The 18,539-nt window shown below is 64.8% G+C and carries 24 protein-coding genes; 21 read left to right on the top strand and 3 right to left on the bottom strand.

What is annotated here, in order from left to right:
• Positions 1-168 precede the first annotated feature (168 nt).
• The 17 genes from rplE to rplQ all read left to right on the top strand — a co-directional run bounded on the left by rplE (position 169) and on the right by rplQ (position 8,704).
• Positions 169-723: a 50S ribosomal protein L5 gene (gene rplE, locus RAH40_RS13025; protein WP_306597981.1), complete on the top strand. Its 555-nt coding sequence runs from the start codon at positions 169-171 to the stop codon at positions 721-723.
• A gap of 9 nt (positions 724-732) precedes the next feature.
• Positions 733-918: a type Z 30S ribosomal protein S14 gene (locus tag RAH40_RS13020; protein WP_306597980.1), complete on the top strand. Its 186-nt coding sequence runs from the start codon at positions 733-735 to the stop codon at positions 916-918.
• Between the two features lie 12 nt (positions 919-930).
• The gene (gene rpsH / locus RAH40_RS13015; protein WP_306597979.1) at positions 931-1,326 is read left to right on the top strand and encodes a 30S ribosomal protein S8; all 396 of its coding nucleotides are present in this window, start codon (positions 931-933) and stop codon (positions 1,324-1,326) included.
• A gap of 34 nt (positions 1,327-1,360) precedes the next feature.
• The gene (rplF, locus tag RAH40_RS13010) at positions 1,361-1,897 is read left to right on the top strand and encodes a 50S ribosomal protein L6 (RefSeq protein WP_306597978.1); all 537 of its coding nucleotides are present in this window, start codon (positions 1,361-1,363) and stop codon (positions 1,895-1,897) included.
• A gap of 9 nt (positions 1,898-1,906) precedes the next feature.
• The gene (gene rplR, locus RAH40_RS13005) at positions 1,907-2,269 is read left to right on the top strand and encodes a 50S ribosomal protein L18 (protein WP_306597977.1); all 363 of its coding nucleotides are present in this window, start codon (positions 1,907-1,909) and stop codon (positions 2,267-2,269) included.
• A 73-nt stretch (positions 2,270-2,342) separates the two neighbouring features.
• Positions 2,343-2,810: a 30S ribosomal protein S5 gene (gene rpsE, locus RAH40_RS13000; protein WP_373432577.1), complete on the top strand. Its 468-nt coding sequence runs from the start codon at positions 2,343-2,345 to the stop codon at positions 2,808-2,810.
• Positions 2,811-3,008 (top strand): 50S ribosomal protein L30, encoded by a 198-nt coding sequence (gene rpmD / locus RAH40_RS12995; RefSeq protein ID WP_306597975.1) that lies wholly within the window; start codon positions 2,811-2,813, stop codon positions 3,006-3,008.
• A gap of 3 nt (positions 3,009-3,011) precedes the next feature.
• A complete protein-coding gene (rplO, locus tag RAH40_RS12990) occupies positions 3,012-3,479 on the top strand; it encodes a 50S ribosomal protein L15 (RefSeq protein ID WP_306597973.1) in 468 nt (155 codons plus the stop codon).
• A 25-nt stretch (positions 3,480-3,504) separates the two neighbouring features.
• Complete coding sequence (secY, locus tag RAH40_RS12985) at positions 3,505-4,851, top strand: preprotein translocase subunit SecY (protein ID WP_306597972.1); 1,347 nt, start codon at positions 3,505-3,507, stop codon at positions 4,849-4,851.
• A complete protein-coding gene (locus RAH40_RS12980) occupies positions 4,848-5,501 on the top strand; it encodes an adenylate kinase (RefSeq protein WP_306597971.1) in 654 nt (217 codons plus the stop codon). The genes secY and RAH40_RS12980 overlap by 4 nt, the downstream gene beginning before the upstream one ends.
• Positions 5,498-5,716 (top strand): translation initiation factor IF-1, encoded by a 219-nt coding sequence (gene infA / locus RAH40_RS12975; protein ID WP_005038062.1) that lies wholly within the window; start codon positions 5,498-5,500, stop codon positions 5,714-5,716. Before RAH40_RS12980 ends, infA begins: the two co-directional genes overlap by 4 nt.
• 29 nt (positions 5,717-5,745) lie before the next feature.
• On the top strand, positions 5,746-5,862 hold the full coding sequence (gene rpmJ / locus RAH40_RS12970) for a 50S ribosomal protein L36 (protein ID WP_243288424.1): 117 nt from the start codon (positions 5,746-5,748) through the stop codon (positions 5,860-5,862).
• A gap of 9 nt (positions 5,863-5,871) precedes the next feature.
• Positions 5,872-6,240 (top strand): 30S ribosomal protein S13, encoded by a 369-nt coding sequence (rpsM, locus tag RAH40_RS12965; RefSeq protein WP_306597970.1) that lies wholly within the window; start codon positions 5,872-5,874, stop codon positions 6,238-6,240.
• Between the two features lie 16 nt (positions 6,241-6,256).
• Entirely contained in the window at positions 6,257-6,664 is a 408-nt protein-coding gene (rpsK, locus tag RAH40_RS12960) for a 30S ribosomal protein S11 (protein WP_243330331.1), read from the top strand.
• Positions 6,665-6,679: 15 nt separating this feature from the next.
• A complete protein-coding gene (gene rpsD, locus RAH40_RS12955; RefSeq protein ID WP_306597969.1) occupies positions 6,680-7,312 on the top strand; it encodes a 30S ribosomal protein S4 in 633 nt (210 codons plus the stop codon).
• Between the two features lie 10 nt (positions 7,313-7,322).
• A complete protein-coding gene (locus tag RAH40_RS12950) occupies positions 7,323-8,294 on the top strand; it encodes a DNA-directed RNA polymerase subunit alpha (protein ID WP_306597968.1) in 972 nt (323 codons plus the stop codon).
• An 11-nt stretch (positions 8,295-8,305) separates the two neighbouring features.
• On the top strand, positions 8,306-8,704 hold the full coding sequence (gene rplQ, locus RAH40_RS12945; protein ID WP_306597966.1) for a 50S ribosomal protein L17: 399 nt from the start codon (positions 8,306-8,308) through the stop codon (positions 8,702-8,704).
• Between the two features lie 56 nt (positions 8,705-8,760).
• Here the strand turns inward: rplQ and RAH40_RS12940 are convergent, their stop codons facing one another.
• A complete protein-coding gene (locus tag RAH40_RS12940) occupies positions 8,761-9,864 on the bottom strand; it encodes a hypothetical protein (protein ID WP_306597965.1) in 1,104 nt (367 codons plus the stop codon).
• 68 nt (positions 9,865-9,932) lie between these two features.
• Positions 9,933-11,240 carry an adenylosuccinate synthase gene (locus RAH40_RS12935; RefSeq protein WP_306597964.1) on the bottom strand — a complete coding sequence of 436 codons (1,308 nt, stop codon included), beginning with the start codon at positions 11,238-11,240 and terminating at the stop codon, positions 9,933-9,935.
• A gap of 154 nt (positions 11,241-11,394) precedes the next feature.
• On the opposite strand from RAH40_RS12935, the gene RAH40_RS12930 reads away from it, so the two are divergent.
• The 3 genes from RAH40_RS12930 (at position 11,395) to RAH40_RS12920 (ending at position 17,137) form a co-directional block, all read left to right on the top strand.
• A complete protein-coding gene (locus RAH40_RS12930) occupies positions 11,395-13,854 on the top strand; it encodes an ATP-dependent Clp protease ATP-binding subunit (protein WP_306597963.1) in 2,460 nt (819 codons plus the stop codon).
• 111 nt (positions 13,855-13,965) lie between these two features.
• On the top strand, positions 13,966-16,512 hold the full coding sequence (bamA, locus tag RAH40_RS12925; protein WP_306597962.1) for an outer membrane protein assembly factor BamA: 2,547 nt from the start codon (positions 13,966-13,968) through the stop codon (positions 16,510-16,512).
• A gap of 34 nt (positions 16,513-16,546) precedes the next feature.
• Positions 16,547-17,137 (top strand): OmpH family outer membrane protein, encoded by a 591-nt coding sequence (locus RAH40_RS12920; RefSeq protein WP_306597961.1) that lies wholly within the window; start codon positions 16,547-16,549, stop codon positions 17,135-17,137.
• Here the strand turns inward: RAH40_RS12920 and dut are convergent, their stop codons facing one another.
• Positions 17,138-17,599 (bottom strand): dUTP diphosphatase, encoded by a 462-nt coding sequence (gene dut / locus RAH40_RS12915; RefSeq protein ID WP_306597959.1) that lies wholly within the window; start codon positions 17,597-17,599, stop codon positions 17,138-17,140. It abuts the gene before it with no gap.
• Positions 17,600-17,686: 87 nt separating this feature from the next.
• Here dut and RAH40_RS12910 point away from each other — a divergent pair, with 87 nt between their 5' ends.
• Positions 17,687-18,535 carry a DUF4097 family beta strand repeat-containing protein gene (locus RAH40_RS12910; RefSeq protein ID WP_306597958.1) on the top strand — a complete coding sequence of 283 codons (849 nt, stop codon included), beginning with the start codon at positions 17,687-17,689 and terminating at the stop codon, positions 18,533-18,535.
• Positions 18,536-18,539: the final 4 nt, after the last annotated feature.

Here is an 18,539-nt window from a genome sequence, read left to right as displayed (position 1 = left end):
CCCGTTCCTTCACATCTGTGAGAGAATGGCCATTCCGCCGATGGATGTCCGTCGGCGGAACACTTTGACAACCGAGGTTGGAAGGAAACGGGCCGGACCGCCGGTACCAAGCCCTTTCGCCCTCCCGAACCCTGGGGATGTAGTCGTCCCCCGGAAATGGAGGAAAGAATGCCTACTAGTGCGGAACCCCGCATCAAGGCCCGTTACCACGCCGAAGTGGCCGGGAAGCTTCAATCGGAATTCGGGTACACCTCTGCGATGCAAGTGCCCCGTTTGAACAAGATCGTCATCAACATGGGCGTCGGCGACGCCATCCAGAACATCAAGGTCCTGGACGTCGCCGTGGAAGAGCTCACCGCGATCGCCGGCCAGAAGGCCGTCGTCCGGAAGGCCAAGAAGAGCGTCGCCCAGTTCAAGCTGCGCGAGGGCATGCCCATCGCCTGCATGGTGACCCTGCGTGGCAACCGCATGTGGGAATTCCTGGACCGCCTGGTGAGCCTGTCGCTCCCCCGCGTCCGCGACTTCCGCGGCGTCCCCACCAAGTCCTTCGACGGACGCGGCAACTACACGCTCGGCCTCAAGGACCAGCTGATCTTCCAGGAGATCGACTACTCCAAGGTTGAAAAGATGAAGGGGATGAACATCACCTTCGTGACTTCAGCGCCCACGGACCCCGAGGCCCGTGCCCTGCTTGCCCACCTGGGCATGCCTTTCCGGAAATAGGGAGCCCACATGGCTAGCACCAACAAGATCTACAAGGACAGCGTCAAGCCCAAGTTTTCCACTCAGCACCGGAACCGCTGCAAGGTGTGCGGCCGTCCCCGGGGCTACATGCGCAAGTTCGAACTCTGCCGCCTTTGTTTCCGCAAGCACGCCCTCGCCGGCGAGCTCCCGGGCGTCCAGAAGTCCAGCTGGTAAGGAGAGGCATCCATGAACACTGATCCGATCGCCGATTACCTCACCCGCCTCCGCAATGGCATCATGGCCGGCCACGACGCCGTGGTCGTGCCCGCCAGCAAGATGAAGGAGCGTCTCTCCGCCATCCTGAAGCAGGAAGGCTACATCCACGGCTACAAGGCCGTCGAGCACGAGGGCCGCGACTACCTCATCATCCAGGTCAAGTACGTGAAGACCGGAGAGTCGGTCATCCACGGCCTCAAGCGCATCTCCAGCCCCGGCCTCCGCGTCTACGCCGGCGTCAAGGAGATCACCGAGGTCCAGGGTGGCCTGGGCATCTCCATCCTCACCACGCCCAAGGGCCTGCTGACGGGCAAGGACGCCCGCAAGCAGAACCTCGGTGGCGAGGTCCTGGCCCACGTCTGGTAGAAACCGCTCTCCAACCCTTTCCAAGGAAACCATCATGTCTCGCATCGGAAAAAAGCCAGTGGCACTGCCGTCAGGCGTCAAAGTGACCATCCACGGGGCTGAGGCCGTCGTCGAAGGCTCCAAGGGCAAGCTGACCTGCCCGATCCCCCAGGGGATCACCGTCGAAGTCGCGGCCGATTCCATCAACCTTACCCGCGTCAATGACGAAGCCCAGAACCGGGCCTTCCACGGCCTCACCCGCGCCCTGATCAACAACGCCGTCGTCGGCGTGACCACGGGCTGGAAGAAGGAACTGGACATCGTCGGCGTCGGCTACAAGGCTGCCATGGACGGCGAAAACCTCCGCCTCGACCTGGGCTACAGCCACCCGATCAACTATGCCGCTCCCCAGGGCATCACGATCGCCGTGGAAAAGAACACTCACCTCGTCGTGACCGGGATCGACCGCCAGTTGGTCGGCCAGGTCGCAGCGGACATCCGCAAGTACCGGAAGCCGGAGCCCTACAAGGGCAAGGGCGTCCAGTACACGGGTGAAGTCATCCGCCGCAAGGCCGGCAAGACCGGGAAGTAGGGAGCAACCATGGCTAACGACATCTCGATCCGCCGTCAGAAGACCAAGAATCGCATCCGGGGCCGCATTTCCGGCACCCCCGAGCGTCCGCGTCTCACCATCTACAAGAGCCTCAAGAGGATCTACGTGCAGGCCGTGGATGACACCCAGGGTGTCACCATCGCCGCCAGCTCGTCCCTCGAAAAGGGCCTGCGGGAAACCCTGGCCTCCGGCTCCAACATCGCAGCCGCCAAGGCCGTCGGGGAGAGCATCGCCGCTCGCCTGAAGGAAAAGGGCATCACGTCCGTGGTGTTCGACCGCAACGGTTATGTCTATCACGGCCGCGTCAAGGCGCTGGCTGACAGCGCCCGGGCTGCCGGGCTCCAGTTCTAGGAGGGTGAGGAACATGGCATACAATGCACCAGACACCAAGCCCAACTCCCAGAGCGGCGACCAGCAAGGCGAAATGAAGGACCAGGTCATCTACGTGGGCCGCGTCACCAAGGTCGTGAAGGGGGGCAAGAACTTCTCCTTCAGCGCGCTGGTGGTCGTGGGCGACGGCAACGGCAAGGTGGGCTTCGGCCTCGGCAAGGCGCTGGAAGTGCCTTCCGCCATCAAGAAGGGCATCGAGAGCGCCAAGCGGAACATGATCCACGTTCCCGTGTCGCCCAACCGCAGCCTGCCCCATCCCATCACCGGCCGCTTCGGCTCCGGTTCGGTCCTCATGAAGCCCGCTCCCGAGGGCACCGGCATCATCGCCGGCGCCGCCGTCCGCGCCATCATGGAAGCCGCCGGCATCAACAACGTGCTCACCAAGAGCCTCGGTTCCTCCAACCCCCACAACGTGGTTCGCGCCACCTTCGAGGGTTTCAAGAACCTCATGGATCCCTACACGGTCATGACCAACCGTGGCCTGGATCAGGCGGAGGCCTAAATGTCCCAGCTCCTCGGCAAGCAGGTCGTCATCACCCTCAGGCGCTCCAGCATCTGCACCGTGCCCAAGCATCGTGCGTTCCTCCAGACCCTCGGTCTCAAGAAGGTCGGAGACAAGCGGGAGTGCGAGTACACGCCGAATGTGCATGGCATGGTCAAGCGCATTCCCTACCTCATCGACGTCACGGTGAAGGGGTAAGACATGAAGCTCAACGAACTCAGGCCCGCAGAGGGCGCCACGAAGAACCGCAAGCGCATCGGCCGGGGCAAGGGCTCCGGCAACGGCAAGACCGCCGGAGCCGGCGAAAAGGGCCAGAAGTCCCGCCGGGGCTACAGCTCTCAGCGCGGCTTCGAGGGTGGCCAGATGCCCCTCCACCGCCGCCTCCCCAAGCGCGGCTTCACCAACATCCATGCCATCCAGCTCCAGGAGCTGGGCCTGGACTTCATCAGCACCCATTTCGCCGAAGGCGAGACCGTGTGCCTGGAAGCCATGAAGGACAAGAACCTGCTTGACCCCAAGATGGGCGGGATCGTGGTCCTCAAGCGCGGCGAACTGACCCACAAGATCACCGTGGTGGCAGACCGCGTCACCAAGGGCGCCCGCGAGGCCATCCTGGCCGTCGGCGGCACCATCCAGGAGCCCCCCTGCTCCAAGCAGGCGTCCAAGTAGTCCTTCCCGTTAGGATTTGAAACGCATGGAAAAGCTCCGGCAGTTGTTCTCCAACCCCGAACTTCGCAAGCGCCTGCTGTTCACGCTGACGATGCTGGTGATCTACCGGCTCGGCGTGCACGTGTCGGTGCCCGGCGTCAACGCCGAAGCCCTGGCCAAGAACCTGGGCAAGGCGGGGGATCTGTTGAACGTGGTTGACCTGTTCTCGGGCGGCGCCTTCAAGAAGTTCTCGGTGTTCGCCCTGGGCATCACCCCGTACATCACGGCCAGCATCGTGCTCCAGCTCATGGGCGCGGTGGTCCCGGCCCTCGAGAACCTCCAGAAGAAGGAGGGCGAGGCCGGCCGCCAGAAGATCAACCAGTGGACCCGGTTCCTCACCGTGGGCCTGGCCTTCGTGCAGGGTTTCGGCATCGCGTCCCTGGCCCAGAGCCTGGGGCCCGACGTGGTCATCAATCCCGGCCTCGGCTTCAAGATCCTGTGCGCCTTTACCTTATCCACCGGCACCATCTTCGTGATGTGGATCGGCGAGCAGATCACGGACCGGGGGGTCGGCAACGGCATCTCGCTCCTGATCTTCGCCGGCATCGTCTCGGGCCTGCCCAAGGCGATGGAGACCATCGGCACCATGTTCATGGCGTCCCTCAAGGGCGCCGGCAACGTGGCCCCTCCGGGCGTCTTCCTCCTCCTGCTGGCTTCCATGACCGTCGTCCTCCTGGCCGTCGTCCTCGTGGAGAACGCCTACCGGAACATCCCCATCCACTACGCCCGCCGGGTGGATTCCTCCCGGATGGCCAGCCAGCGCAGTTCCTACCTGCCCCTCAAGGTGAACACCGCGGGCGTCATGCCGGTGATCTTCGCCAGCTCGGTGATCTTCTTCCCCGCCACCATCGCCCAGTTCACGCGGTGGGAGTGGCTGAGCAAGGCCTCCAGCTACATCAGCCCGCAGTCCCACTTCTGGACCTACACCCCGATCTTCGTGGGCGTGGTCATCTTCTTCGCCTTCTTCTACACCAGCATCGTCTTCAATCCGGACGAGACCGCCGACAACATGAAGCGGTCCGGGGGCTACATCCCCGGCATCCGGCCCGGCAAGGAGACCTCGGTCTACATGGACAGCATCCTCTCGAAGCTGACCTTCGCGGGCGCCGTCTACCTGGCCCTGGTTTCCATCGTTCCCCTCGTGATCACCAATTCCATGCCGGGACTGAATTTCTACTTCGGCGGAACCTCCCTCCTCATCGTCGTGGGCGTGGCCATGGATACCGTGGCCCAGCTTGAGAGCTATCAGGTGATGCGCCGCTACGACGGGTTCCTGGAGAAGGGTCGCATCCGGGGTGGCCGGCTGGCACGCTCGGGAGCGAAGACGCCATGAAAATCCATATCCTTCTCGGGGCCCCTGGCAGCGGAAAGGGAACCCAGGCCAAGCGCCTGGTTCAAAAAAGGTCTTTGATACACCTGTCTACAGGTGATATTCTGAGAGATGCCGTCTCGAAAGGGACGGAGATTGGCCTTCGGGCCAAGGCCCTCATGGCCAGTGGCAAGCTTGTGGATGACGACACGGTTAACGGTCTTGTTTTCGCGCGGCTGCAGAACGAGAGCGGAGATGTGTTGTTTGATGGATATCCCCGGACCCTGCAACAGGCTGAATCCTTGGAGACTTTCCTCTCCTCCCAGGGAATCGGCCTCGGATTCGTGATCGACATCTTCGTCCCCGAGAGTGTCTTGGAAGCCCGTGTGGTGGATCGCATGGTGTGCAGCAACAACGATTGCGGCGCCATCTACCACCTCGTCACAAAGCGGCCCCACCAGGAGAACGTCTGCGATCTGTGCCACAGTCCGCTGAAGCACCGCGCCGACGACTGCTCCGAGGCCTTCAGAAGCCGGATGGTTGAATTCAACAAGACCTTCCAGCCTCTCCAGGCCTTCTACAAGGAGAGGCCGAACTATCGCACCGTCGACGGCAACCTCGCGCCCGATGCGATCCACGCCACCATCCTTGAACTTTTCCAGGAGCAAGCTTGAGCAAAGAAGAAGCCATTGAGCTCGAAGCCACAGTGGTGGAGTCCTTGCCCAATGCCGTGTTCCGGGTCGAGTTGGAAAACAAGCACCAGGTCCTGGCTCACATCAGCGGCAAGATGCGGAAGAACTTCATCCGCATCCTCCCTGGCGACAGGGTCCTGGTTGAAGTCACCCCTTACGATCTCAGCCGTGGCCGGATCATCTACCGATTCAAGTAACCTCACACATTAATCCCTGGGGGAAACCCATGAAAGTCAGGCCCTCTATCAAGAAGCTGTGCGAGCACTGCAAGGTGGTCCGCCGCGAAGGCATCAATCGGATCATCTGCAAGAAGAATCCCAAGCACAAGCAGCGCCAAGGCTAAGGAGTCAACATGGCACGCATCGCAGGCATCGATCTGCCAATTGCCAAGCGCATCGAGATCGCGCTTACGTACATCTATGGCATCGGTCGCCCCAAGGCTCAGAGCATTCTGACCCGGGCCAAGGTGGACTTCAGCACCAAGGTGCGGGATCTCACCGAGGACGAGGTCGGGCGCATCCGTCGCGTCATCACGGCCGAAGAGACCGTGGAAGGCGATCTGCGCAAGAACATTGGCATGGACATCAAGCGCCTCATGGACATCGGCTGCTACCGGGGCCTTCGCCACCGGAAGGGCCTCCCCGTCCGTGGACAGCGCACTCACACCAACGCGCGGACCCGCAAGGGCAAGCGCAAGACCGTGGCCGGCAAGAAGAAGTAAAGGTTGAGGAACTGATATGGCAAAGACTCAGTCAAAGACCGCCGGCAAGAAGGTGGTCAAGAAAAAAGAAAAGAAGAACGTCCCCCACGGCGTGGCGCACATCCAGGCCTCGTTCAACAACACCATCATTTCCATCTCTGACCCCATGGGGAACATGCTCAGCTGGGCGTCCTCCGGCAACCAGAACTTCCGGGGCACCCGGAAGGGCACGCCCTTCGCCGCGCAGATCGCGGCGGGCGTCGCCGCCGAGGCCGCCAAGGAACAGGGCATCCGCAGTGTGGATGTCCGCGTGAAGGGACCCGGGGCTGGCCGCGAAAGCGCCATCCGCGCCCTGAACGCCGCCGGCATTTCCGTGACCAGCATCCGCGACGTCACCCCCATCCCCCACAATGGCTGCCGCCCTCCCAAGCGGCGCCGGGTTTAAGAGAGGAGGAGAACCATGGCTCGATATCAAGACGCCGTTTGCCGCCTCTGCCGACGCGAGGGCATGAAGCTCTACCTCAAGGGTGAGCGCTGTTTCAAGGAGAAGTGCTCCTTCGAGACCCGCAAGGGCAAGATCCCCGGACAGCACGGGGCCGCCAAGGCGAAGAAGCCCACCGGCTACGCCCTCCAGCTTCGCGAGAAGCAGAAGGTCAAGCGCATCTATGGCGTGCTGGAAAAGCAGTTCCGCCTCTACTTCGAGCGCGCCGACTCCAAGAAGGGCGTGACGGGTCACAACCTGCTCTCCTTCCTGGAAAGCCGTCTCGACAACGTCGTTTTCCGGCTCGGGTTCGCCCCCAGCCGCGCCGCAGCCCGCCAGATGGTGATGCACGGCCACATCCTGGTCAACGGCAAGCGCTGCGACATTCCCAGCTACCAGACCAAGAGCGGCCAGAGCATCGAGATCTCGGTCAAGGCCCAGGCCAACGACTTCGTTAAGTCCTCCCTGGAAACCGCGGCTGGCCGCGGAATTCCCCAGTGGCTCACCCTCGACGCCGGCGCCTTCAAGGGCTCCGTCATCGCGGTTCCCAAGCGGGAAGATGTTCCTCTAGACATCAACGAGCAGCTGATCGTCGAACTCTACAGCAAGTAAGGGGACAGGAATGCTGAACATCAGCGATTTCCAGAGGCCGCGTTTCGCGGAGGTCAGTGCGAGCTCGAAGACCGGCTCGTACGGCGAGTTTGTCGCCTATCCCTTCGAACGCGGTTTCGCCACCACCTGCGGCCACTCCCTTCGCCGGGTGCTGCTCAGCAGCATCCAGGGCGCGGCCGTCACCAACGTACGGATCAAGGGCGTGCAGCACGAGTTCACGGCCATGCCCGGCGTGTGGGAGGACATCACCCACATCCTCCTGAACCTCAAGGAAATCCCTTTCAAGCTCCATTCCTCCCAGCCCCAGATCGTGACCATCAGCCACAAGGGCGAAGGCGTGGTGACCTCCGGGTCCATCCGCTGCAACCAGAATGTGGAAGTGATGAACCCCGATGTGCACATCGCCACCCTGGGCGAGGACGGGGAACTTGAGATGGAGATCCAGGTCTCCATGGGCCGCGGTTTCGTCACGGCCGACCGGAACCTGGACGAGAAGCTGGGCCTCGGGTTCATCCCCCTGGATTCCAACCACAGCCCCATCATCCGCGTGAACTACATCGTCGAGCCCGCCCGCGTGGGCCACAGCACGGACTACGAGAAGCTGACCCTCCAGGTGTGGACCAACGGCACGGTCGACCCCAAGGACGCGGTGAGCGATTCCGCCCTCATCCTCCGCGAGCACTTCCTCATCTTCGCCCGCCAGGACGAGGATGCCGTCGAAACCGAGCAGGGCGCCACGATCCTCACCACCGAGGGCGTGAACGGCATGCTGGGCAAGTCGGTCGAGGAGCTCGAGCTGTCCGTCCGGGCCAACAACTGCCTGCGCAACGCCAACATCACCACCATCGGTGAGCTGGTGCAGCGCACGGAAGCGGAGCTGATGAAGACCAAGAACTTTGGTAAGAAGTCGCTCCAGGAGATCAAGGACGAGCTCGCCCGCATCGGCCTCTCCCTCGGCATGCGCATCGAACAAGAAGTCTAAGGAGCTTACCCATGCGTCACAATGTCACCGGCAAGCGCCTTGGCCGCACCACCAACCAGCGCAAAGCCCTCATGAAGGGTCTCGCCATCTCGATCATCGAGCATGAGCGCCTCCAGACCACCCTCGTGAAGGCCAAGGAGCTCCGCAAGTTCGTGGAGCCCTTCATCACCCTCGGCCGCAAGGACACCGTCGCGAACCGCCGCCTGGCCATGGCCCGGCTCGGCAGCAAGAAGGCCGTGGAGAAGCTCTTCTCCGAGGAATTCTCTGCCCGCTTCGTCGGCCGTCCCGGTGGTTTCACCCGCATCCTCAAGACGGACCACCGTCTGGGCGACGCGGCGGACATGGCGATCATCGAGCTCGTGGACTACGTCCTGCCCGAGCCCAAGGAAGCCGAAGCCACCGCCGAATAAGGCGACAACCGCTTCACGAAAGGCGCCCTCCCGGGCGCCTTTTTCGTTGGGGCGGGTCAGTGCTGCGGCGGGGCCTCGAGCGCATCCCCGAGGTCCGGGTCCCAGGCGGCCGTGGCGAGGGTGGCGCCTCCTGGCTCGATGCGAAGGGTCCGCCGGATGAGGGTCTCCTCGGCGGCGCCTGCGCCATGGCGCAGGGTGAAACCCGCGTCCGGGTCGGCCGTGAGGACGAACCCCCGGGGAGTCCGGCTGGAGGCGTCCCAGAGGCGCAAGGCGAGGGGCGCTTCCCCGGCGGCCATGGGCAGGAACCGGACGGCGTGAGGCGGCAGGCGGTACGACTGGGCGACCGGCAGCACCACCTCGATGCGCGGCCTCACCTGGACGGCCCGGCCCGCCTTGTACCGCCATAGACCCTGCCTGCCCGGCCCAGGCTCCTGGGTGAAGCCGACGGTCCAGGTGGCGTCCGACCGGTTGGTGAGGGTCAGGAGCCGAAGGGCCTGGGAGGCGGGGGCGCCGGGCACGGCCAGGGGGGCCGGGCCTTGCCCGGGTTCCTTGGATTCCTGGGGATCCTTGCCCTCCGCGAGGCGGGGGCGGGACAAGGGCCTGGGGGCGTCGATCGCCTCGGCCGAGGTGCGCTTCACGCCGCGGGCCGCCTGCGGGGGGACGGTGGCGGACGCCTTGGCGGGCGGATCCCAGCCGTCCCCCAGGATGCGAACCGTATCCCCCTCGACGACGCAGGGATTCCAGCCCGGGACGCCGTGCCGGAACTCGAGGGTCACGACGGGGGAACGGCCCTCCTTGGCCTCCTCCTTCGGGAAGCGCAGATACAGGGCCCGGCTCCTGCCGAGGCCGCCCAGGGGGCCGGCGTCGAACAGGCCGCAGGTGACGTGCTCGGGTCCCTTCCCGGTGGGGCGGGTGAGGGTGAGGCGCTGGCCCGGGTCGAGGCGGACCTCCCTGACCCGGGCGGGAAGGCGGCGCTCCCCCGAAGGCCCTCCGGGATACACGAGCAGGTTCGCCTCCCTGGAGTCCAGGATCAGGGACCAGCGGGATCTGGACAGGTTTTCGACGTGCACGTTCCGGTTGGCCGCCAGAGGGGCCGCGACCAGGCAGACGGCGGAAAGGAGGACGCGCGTCGCGGGGACGGGGCGGGCGGATCGGGACATGGCTGGGCTACCTCGCCTCCAATAATAAAATATTAATGGATCAAGGCAAGGGCCGGAAGGGTCCGGGGTCAGGCCAGGAGGCCTGCCAGGAAACTGCCGGGGGCCACGTAGCCCTCCACCCGGTCGGGCCCGGTGCTCAGGTAGGCGATGGGGGTCTCCACGCTGGCGGTGAGGGCCTCCAGGTAGACCCGGGCCTCGGCGGGGAGCTTCGCGGGGTCCTGGATGCCCCGGGTGGGGGTGCTCCAGCCCTTGAAGTATTTGATCTCGGGCTGGATTTCGTTCCAGTCCTGGATGCAGGAGGGGATGCGGGTGCCCACGCGGCCTTCGCCGTCCCGGTAGCCCACCACCAGTCCCACCTGGTCGAAGCCGTCCAGCACATCCAGCTTCATGAGGCCCAGGCCGTCCACCCCGTTCACCCGGCAGGCGTGGCCGGTGATGACGGAATCGAACCAGCCGCAGCGCCGCGGCCGGCCGGTGGTGGTGCCGAACTCCCGGCCCAGTTCCCGGATGCGGTCCCCGGTGGCGTCGAGCAGCTCGCTGGGCATGGGCCCTGCGCCCACCCGGGTGGTGTAGGCCTTGGCGACCCCCAGCACGTGGGAGAGGGCCTTGGGGGGCAGGCCGGTGCCGGTGAAGAGGCCTCCGATGCTGCAGTTGGAGCTGGTGACGTAGGGATAGGTGCCGTGGTCGATGTCCAGCAGGGTGGCCTGGGCCCCCTCGAAGAGGATGGATTCGCCCTTGCGCCAGGCGCTCCACAGGAAGTCCTGGATATCGCCGATCATGGGCAGGAGGGGCTGGGCGATGGCCAGGATGTCCCGGGCGGTGTCCGCGACGGACGCCAGGCCGGCTTCGGCGCCCAGGAGCTGGCTCACCTCGGCGTGCCCGTGGCTGATGCGCTCGGGAAGCGTGGCGGCGTGGAGGAGATCCCCCATGCGAACACCCATGCGAGCGGCCTTCATCTCGTAGGCGGGGCCGATGCCCCGGCCGGTGGTGCCGATCTTGTGGAGCCCGCCTTCGCGCCACTTGTCCAGGGCGATGTGGTGGGGCAGGATGATGTGCGCCTTATCGGAAATCAGGAGACGATCGGTCAGGTCGAACCCGCGCTTGGCGAGCCGGTCCAGTTCCTGCAGGAAGACCTCCAGGTTGAGCACGACGCCGGAGCCCACCACCAGGAAGCAGCCCTCATGGAGCGCCCCGCTGGGAACCTGGTGCAGGGCGATGCTGACGCCGTCCACCACGACGGTGTGGCCGGCGTTGTTGCCGCCCTGGAACCGCACCACGTTCTGGAACCGCGAGCTCAGAAGGTCCACCAGCTTGCCCTTGCCCTCGTCGCCCCACTGCAGGCCGAGGATGGCCAGATTCTCCGCAAGAACACTCATGCATTTACCCCCATCCTCCAGATTACCGCGCCGGGGTCCGGTCTCCTAGGTACCGGAAGCAAATGGGGACACCAGGACCGGATGAGGCTACCCTTTAGTGTCCGGTCCTGTCTTCAGTGGGGAGGCGGGGTTCAGAATATTCCGGGGGGGCCGCATGTTCGAGAAATTCACCGAAAAAGCACGCCGCGTCATGTTCTTCGCTCGCTACGAAGCCAGCCAGTTCGGCTCGGAGAGCATCCAGAGCGGGCATCTCCTGCTCGGTCTCCTGCGCGAGGCCGAGAAGACCTCCATCCAGCTGCTGGATCGCATGGGCGTCCAGACCAACCTGCTGCGGGAGCGTCTCATTTCCGCCCTGAGCCCGCGCGACAAACGGCTCACGCCCAGCTCGACCAGCATCGACATCCCCATGGAGGAGGAGGTCAAGCGCATCCTCCAGCACGCCACCCAGGAGAGCGCCAAGCTCAACCACAAGCACGTGGGCGCCGAGCACCTGCTCCTGGGCATGCTGAAGGAGGAGCAGGGCCTCGCGGGCCGCCTCCTGAAGGAGGCCGGCGCCGACCTCATCGCCGCCAAGGAGATCCTCCTGGAAGCCACCAAGGAGGAGAAGATCGCCAAGAAGAAGAAGGAGCACCCGCTCCTGGCCGAGTTCGCGAGGAACCTCTCGGAGCTGGCCGAGCGCGGCATCTTCGACAACCTCATCGGCCGCGAGACCGAGGTGGACCGCATCATCCAGATCCTCTCCCGCCGCCGCAAGAACAACCCCATCCTCCTGGGCGAGGCGGGGGTCGGGAAGACCGCCATCGTGGAGGGCCTGGCCCAGAAGATCCACGAGGGCCTCGTGCCGCCGAGCCTGCAGGAGAAGCGCATCTACGCGCTGGACCTGAGCCTGGTGGTGGCGGGCACCAAGTACCGCGGCCAGTTCGAGGAGCGGCTGAAGTCCATCATCGCCGAGGCGTCCAAGGACCCCAGCGTGGTGCTCTTCATCGACGAGATCCACAGCATCATCGGCACGGGCGCCGCCGAAGGCAGCCTGGACGCCGCCAACATCCTGAAGCCGGCCCTTTCCCGCGGCGAGATCCAGTGCATCGGCGCCACCACCCACAAGGAGTTCGCCAAGTACATCGACAAGGACCGCAGCCTCGTGCGGCGTTTCCAGCCGGTGAACGTGAACCCCCCGGACGAGCCCGAGAGCCTGCGCATCCTGGAAGGCATCCGCAGCCGCTACGAATTGTTCCACCGGGTGCGCTACACCCCGGCCACCCTGCTGGCCTCGGTGTACCTCTCCAACCGCTACATCACCGACCGGTCGCTCCCCGACAAGGCCATCGACCTCCTGGACGAGGCCGGCGCCCGGGTGAAGCTCCGCGGCGGCGTGACCGTGGGGGAGAGCCACAAGGCCGAGGAGGAGCTGCACCGGGTCATCACGGAGATGAACGAGGCGGTGCTCAACCGCGACTTCGAGAAGGCCGTGCTGCTCCGCCAGAAGGAAGTGCAGCTGCGGGAGCAGATCACCGGGACCGAAGGGGAGCTGTCGGAGGAGGACTACGAGAGCTTCGCCGAGGTGACCGAACGGGACATCGAGGACGTGGTGGCCTCCTGGACGGGCATCCCCGTGCGGGCCCTCAAGAACGAGGAGAAGGCCAACCTCTCCCACATGGAAGAGCACATCAACGAGCGCGTCATCGGCCAGGAGGAGGCCGTGAGCGCCGTGAGCCGGGCCGTGCGCCGGGCCCGCACCGGCCTCAAGAACCCCGCCCGGCCCATGGGCTCCTTCCTCTTCCTGGGCCCCACGGGCGTGGGCAAGACCGAGCTGGCCAAGACCCTGGCCGGGTTCCTCTTCGGCGATCCCAAGAAGATGATCCGGTTCGACATGTCCGAATTCATGGAAAAGCACGAAGTTTCCAAGCTGCTCGGGGCCCCTCCGGGGTACGTGGGCTATGAAGAAGGCGGCATGCTCACGGACAGGATCCGGCGCAACCCCTATTGCGTCATCCTTTTCGATGAAATGGAAAAGGCCCACCCGGACCTGATGAACGTCCTCCTGCAGATCTTCGACGACGGTCAGGCCACGGACGCCTTCGGGAACCAAGTGGACTTCAAGAACACAATTATCATCATGACCTCCAATGTGGGCAGCCGGGAACTCCTCCCGGACAAGAACCTTGGCTTCGGGATAAAGGATGACCGTCCGGATTCGAAAGCTGGCGAAGCGCTCAAGGTGCTCAAGCGGACCTTCCCGCCCGAGTTCCTCAACCGCATCGACGAGATCGTGGTGTTCAACCGCCTCGGGGACGCGGAGCTCCGCAAGATCGTGCGCCTGCTCATCAACGACCTCAACGTCACCCTCCAGAAGCACAGCCTGGTCGTCACCCTCTCGGACGATGCCTGCGACTTCCTGGTGCGCACCACGGTCCGCGACCGCGCCTACGGCGCCCGGCCGCTCCGCAGGGCCATCCAGAAGATGGTGGAGGACCCCCTCGCCGAGCTCATGGTCGCCCAGGAGGAGGTGCCCGCGGGCATGGTCCACTTCGATCTGGTTGATGAGAAGCTCGTACCTTTGTTCACCGAGACACCCGCCGTTACCGAACCCCAGCTCACCGAGGTCCAGGGATGATTTAGAAATCCGCCTTGCGGGCGGCCCGGTTCGCCGGGGGACCTTCCAGAGAGACCGACGGCCCTTTCGGCCTTGGGAATTCAATGCTCGACCTTATGTAATGGATCATGAATGAGATTGCTCGCCGAACCCCAGCGCCAGACCCCTCGTCGCCCGCTTCTTAGCCAGTGGGCACGGGGCCTGTCCCCCCTGGTGCTGGCGGCCAGCCTCCAGGCCCTGCCGGCCCTGGCCCAGGACTCCGAGGTCATCACGAAGATCGAGGTCATCGGGGCGCAGAAGCAGACGGCGGAGACCATCATCTTCAAGACCGGCCTGAAGCCGGGCGACGACCTGCGCAACGTGGACCTCACCGCGATCCTGGACAAGCTCTGGGCCACCAATGCCTTCGACGACATCAAGTTCCAGGCCGATGACGAGGAGAACGGCAAGAAGCTCATCATCATCGTCAAGGAGCGGCCCCTCATCAAGGAAGTGGATTTCCGCGGCGGCACGGAAGTGGGCCTCAGCTCCCTGAAGGACAAGATCAAGGAGAAGAAGCTCACCATCAACCCCGATACCGTCTACGATCCGGAGGCGGCCCGCAAGGTCAAGGACCTCATCGTCGACCAGTGCGCCGAGAAGGGCTTCCGGAACCCGGTCATCGAGGTGTCCCTGGAGAGCATGGGGCCGACCGTCTCGCGGCTGGTCTTCGACATCAAGGAAGGCGGCAAGGTCAAGATCTACAAGGTCGCCTTCCGCGGCAACAAGGCCATCAGCAGCAAGGCCCTCGCCAAGGTCATGGCCAAGACCCGCAAGCACTGGATGTTCAGCTGGCTCACCTCCCATGACCTCCTGGTGGAGAAGAACATGGACGAGGACCTGATGGCCATCAAGAAGGCCTACTGGCGCCTGGGCTACAAGGACGTCTTCGTGGGCAAGCCCACCATCGAGGTGAGGGACGTCACCGCCGAGAAGAACAAGAAGAAGAACGAGAAGCGGGTCAAGGAAGGCAAGTCCCCCAAGTACGATCTGCGCGCGGAGCTGATGATCCCCATCCTGGAGGGCGAGGCCTATTCCGAGGGCACCTTCAAGCTCGAGGGCAACGACAACGTCATGAAGGGCGAGGCCGGCGAGAAGTTCTACCGCACGAAGATCGCCGAGGCCAAGCGGGACAACCACTCCTGGCTGGCCAAGCTGCTCAGCATCAAGCCCGACATCCAGGACCCCAAGGAGACCGAGAAGCGGCCCTTCGACCTGGATTCGCTCAACGCGGGCATCGACAAGGTCAAGGAACAGTACAGCAACATGGGCTACATCATGTTCCGGGCCGAGAAGAAGATGGATGTCCGGGAGGTGAACGGGGTCAAGAAGGTCGACGTCACCCTGAAGGTGGACGAGGGCGAGCTCTACACCGTGCGCCACCTGAACTTCGAAGGCAACAGCGTCACCAAGGACAAGGTCCTGCGCCGGGCCATGATCCTCAAGGAAGGCGACCCCTTCCAGACCGAGCTGTTCAAGGACTCCTTCACGGGCCTGGGCCAGCTGGGCTTCTTCGACGTCAAGAGCTCGGAACCCAAGGTCGACATCGTCCCCGACAAGCCCCAGGTGGACATCACCATCAAGGGCGAGGAGGCCGGCGTCAACGAGGTGCTCTTCCAGGGCGGCTACGGCTCGGTGCTGGGCTTCTCCCTGGGCATGAGCTTCTCCACGCGCAACCTGGGGGGCGGCGGCGAGACGCTGAGCCTGAGCTACAACGGCGGCAAGTACCAGCGCATGGCCTCCATCTCCTTCACCGAGCCCTACATCTTCGACCTGCCGTACTCCCTGACCACCAGCATCTCGGACGGGACGACGGACTACGACGCCTCCCGCGTGGGCGCGGCCTACGCCTACAAGCAGCTCTCCCGGGCCCTGGGCGTCTCCATGGGCACGCGTCTGTCCACGTTCATCCCCGGCAAGACCTGGGCCTGGTTCACCACGTACCAGGTGGGCTACACCTTCCGCATCCTCAAGATCGAGGGCGGCCGGAACTACTACTACCGGGACACCAGCTCCCAGCTCACCTCGACGATCAACAACTTCATCACCTACAGCACCGTCAACCATCCCTTCAAGCCCACCCACGGCACCAAGCTGTCCCTGGGCTTCGAGTACGGAGGCTGGCAGTTCGGCGGGGACCGGCCCTTCTACCGCACGACGCTGGAATTCGCCAAGTGGACGAACATCGGCGAGCGGCACATCTTCGGGTTCAACTCCAGCTACGGCTATGTGCGCAACCTGACCAACGACAGCCTGGCCATCTGGGAGCTGTATCGGCCCGGCGGCGAGAACTCCATCCGCGGCTACACCTACGGCCAGGTGGGCACGGCGGCCAGGGACAACAACAACACGTTCGTGGTCGTGGGCGGCAACAAGCAGTTCATCGCCAACGCCGAATACCAGTTCAAGATCGCCGACCAGTTCCGGATCGTGGCCTTCTACGACGCGGGCAACGCGTGGGCCCAGGGCGTCAAGATCTTCCACGAGTCCCTGCGGCGCAGCGCCGGTCTCGAGTTCCGGTTCTTCCTGCCCATCAGCCCGGCCCCGCTGCGGCTCATCTGGGCCCGCAAGCTCAATCCCTACGAGTTCGACACCGAAGGGAAGACGCAGTTCCAGTTCAGCATCGGCACCACCTTCTGATCCCAAACCACCCCCCGTCAACCCGGAGCCACCCATGCGCATCCTGAACGCCCTGCTGCCCCTGGCGGCCGTCGTGAGCCTTTCCGCCCAGGACATCACCCCCAAGATCGCCGTGTTCGTCCCCGACCGGCTCATCGCCAACACCGTGAGGGGCCGCCAGCTCTTCGCCGAGCTCGAGGTCACCAAGAAGAACCTCGAGGAGAAGCTCAAGGCCAAGGGCGAGGAGGGCGCGCGCCTCCAGGCCCAGCTCCAGTCCCCGAGCATCAGCGACGCCGGCAAGGAGCAGATCACCAAGCAGCTGCGCGATGCCGACTACGAGTTCAAGAAGCTCCAGGAGGACAGCCAGGCCGAGTTCCAGAAGACCCAGCAGAAGGTCTTCGGCCAGTTCCAGCAGGAGGTCGGCCCCATCGTCGACGCGGTGGCCAAGGAACAGAAGATCCAGCTGGTGCTGCAGTACCAGCAGGGCCTCATCGCCTACGGCGAGGAGAGCTGGATGCTGGCGTTCACCAACGAGGTGGCCAAGCGCTTCGACGCCAAGACGCCCGCCACCGGTCAGCCTGCCAAGCCGGCCGCTTCCGCCCCCGCCGCCAAGCCTGCCGCCAAGCCCGCCACCCCCAAGAAGTAGCTAGTCCCGGCCCGTAGAGCCGTAGCCGCCCCCGCCGCGCTGGGTGTCCCCCAGGGCGGCGGCGTCGCGTTCGGGGCGCCATTCCCAGGCCGGCACGGGGGCCAGGAGGAACTGGGCGATGCGCTCGCCCCGGGCCAGGGAGAAGGGGGCCGTCCCGTGGTTGACCAGCACCACGGCCACTTCGCCCCGGTAGTCCGCGTCGATGGTGCCGGGGGCGTTGAGCACGGTGACGCCGTGCTTGAAGGCGAGGCCGGACCGGGGCCGGACCTGGCCCTCGAAGCCCTCGGGGATGGCCATCACCAGGCCGGTGGGCACCAGGCGGCGCTCGCCGGGGGCCAGGGTCCACGTCTCCCCCTCGGCGATGGCGGCCCGCAGATCGAGGCCGGCCGCGTGGGGCGTGGCCCTTTCGGGCAGGGGAAGGCCCTCGCCGTGGGGCAGGAAGCTGATGGGGACCTGGATCATGGACACTCCGCCGTGCCCTCCACCTTAACGCGACCCTAACCCGGCGGGACCTCTTCTGCGTTACCTTTCATGAATGCGGAGGTCACCATGAGGATCGGGATCGCTTTGGCGACGTTGACGGTTTGCGCCGGCCTGGTGGCGGCGGAAGGGCCCGGCTCCGGCAACCGCACCGAGACCCGCTCCGAGAAGCTGGCCTTCGGGTCCAAGCTCTGGGTGAAGAACCGCAACGGGGCCATCCGGGTCGTGGGCTGGGACAAGGAGGAGGTTTCCCTCGTCGCCCAGATCCGGGACACCTCCAAGCGCAAGATCGACCTGGTGGTCCAGCACGTGGGCGCCGACCTGGACATCGAAGCCCAGTTCCAGCAGCCGGTGGTGGTGTTCAGCTTCGGCTTCGCCCCCAGCCCGCGCTGCGAGATGACCCTCAGCGTGCCCCGCAGGGTCATGGGGCACTTCCGCACCACCAACGGCCCGGTCTCCGTGGCCAGCCTGGAGGGCTACGCCCGGTGCGAGACCACCAACGGCGACGTGGTGATCCGGGACCTCAAGGGCGAATGCCTGGCCGAGACCACCAACGGCGCCCTGGAGGCCTACAACCTCAAGGCCCGCATCAAGGGCGGCACCACCAACGGCCGGATCCGCCTCGAGGACGTGGAGGGAGGCATCCAGCTGGAGACCACCAACGGCGGCATCGTCGCCAGGAACCTGGACGGCTGGGGCGAGGGGATCCGCCTGGAAAGCACCAACGGCGGCATCGAGGTGGTGCTGGGCAAGGCCACCGGCGATATCCGGGCCGAGAACTCCAACGGCGGCATCGACATCAAGGTCGCGGGCGCCACGGTGGTGGAATCGGCCAAGCACTCGGCACGGGTGAAGGTTCCGGGCCGGGAGCAGAAGATCACGCTGGAAACCACCAACGGCGGGATCACGGTCCGCTAATCTG

It is taken from the genome of Geothrix sp. 21YS21S-2, assembly GCF_030846775.1.
GTDB lineage: Bacteria > Acidobacteriota > Holophagae > Holophagales > Holophagaceae > Mesoterricola.
The sequence above is the reverse complement of the archived record's forward strand: the minus strand, read 5'-3'. Positions and strand labels throughout refer to the sequence as shown.

Bases quoted from the DNA above. Each gene is read 5' to 3' on its own strand.
- rplR (WP_306597977.1), top strand. From the start codon at position 1,907: ATGGCTAACGACATCTCGATCCGCCGTCAGAAGACCAAGAATCGCATC.
- RAH40_RS12935 (WP_306597964.1), bottom strand. From the start codon at position 11,240: ATGAGTGTTCTTGCGGAGAATCTGGCCATCCTCGGCCTGCAGTGGGGC.
- RAH40_RS12980 (WP_306597971.1), top strand. From the start codon at position 4,848: ATGAAAATCCATATCCTTCTCGGGGCCCCTGGCAGCGGAAAGGGAACC.
- rplQ (WP_306597966.1), top strand. From the start codon at position 8,306: ATGCGTCACAATGTCACCGGCAAGCGCCTTGGCCGCACCACCAACCAG.
- rpsH (WP_306597979.1), top strand. From the start codon at position 931: ATGAACACTGATCCGATCGCCGATTACCTCACCCGCCTCCGCAATGGC.
- RAH40_RS12950 (WP_306597968.1), top strand. From the start codon at position 7,323: ATGCTGAACATCAGCGATTTCCAGAGGCCGCGTTTCGCGGAGGTCAGT.
- rplE (WP_306597981.1), top strand. From the start codon at position 169: ATGCCTACTAGTGCGGAACCCCGCATCAAGGCCCGTTACCACGCCGAA.
- rplO (WP_306597973.1), top strand. From the start codon at position 3,012: ATGAAGCTCAACGAACTCAGGCCCGCAGAGGGCGCCACGAAGAACCGC.
- rpmD (WP_306597975.1), top strand. From the start codon at position 2,811: ATGTCCCAGCTCCTCGGCAAGCAGGTCGTCATCACCCTCAGGCGCTCC.
- rpsM (WP_306597970.1), top strand. From the start codon at position 5,872: ATGGCACGCATCGCAGGCATCGATCTGCCAATTGCCAAGCGCATCGAG.
- RAH40_RS13020 (WP_306597980.1), top strand. From the start codon at position 733: ATGGCTAGCACCAACAAGATCTACAAGGACAGCGTCAAGCCCAAGTTT.
- secY (WP_306597972.1), top strand. From the start codon at position 3,505: ATGGAAAAGCTCCGGCAGTTGTTCTCCAACCCCGAACTTCGCAAGCGC.
- RAH40_RS12940 (WP_306597965.1), bottom strand. From the start codon at position 9,864: ATGTCCCGATCCGCCCGCCCCGTCCCCGCGACGCGCGTCCTCCTTTCC.
- bamA (WP_306597962.1), top strand. From the start codon at position 13,966: ATGAGATTGCTCGCCGAACCCCAGCGCCAGACCCCTCGTCGCCCGCTT.
- RAH40_RS12920 (WP_306597961.1), top strand. From the start codon at position 16,547: ATGCGCATCCTGAACGCCCTGCTGCCCCTGGCGGCCGTCGTGAGCCTT.
- RAH40_RS12910 (WP_306597958.1), top strand. From the start codon at position 17,687: ATGAGGATCGGGATCGCTTTGGCGACGTTGACGGTTTGCGCCGGCCTG.
- rpsD (WP_306597969.1), top strand. From the start codon at position 6,680: ATGGCTCGATATCAAGACGCCGTTTGCCGCCTCTGCCGACGCGAGGGC.
- rpmJ (WP_243288424.1), top strand. From the start codon at position 5,746: ATGAAAGTCAGGCCCTCTATCAAGAAGCTGTGCGAGCACTGCAAGGTG.
- RAH40_RS12930 (WP_306597963.1), top strand. From the start codon at position 11,395: ATGTTCGAGAAATTCACCGAAAAAGCACGCCGCGTCATGTTCTTCGCT.
- rpsK (WP_243330331.1), top strand. From the start codon at position 6,257: ATGGCAAAGACTCAGTCAAAGACCGCCGGCAAGAAGGTGGTCAAGAAA.
- rpsE (WP_373432577.1), top strand. From the start codon at position 2,343: ATGAAGGACCAGGTCATCTACGTGGGCCGCGTCACCAAGGTCGTGAAG.
- dut (WP_306597959.1), bottom strand. From the start codon at position 17,599: ATGATCCAGGTCCCCATCAGCTTCCTGCCCCACGGCGAGGGCCTTCCC.
- rplF (WP_306597978.1), top strand. From the start codon at position 1,361: ATGTCTCGCATCGGAAAAAAGCCAGTGGCACTGCCGTCAGGCGTCAAA.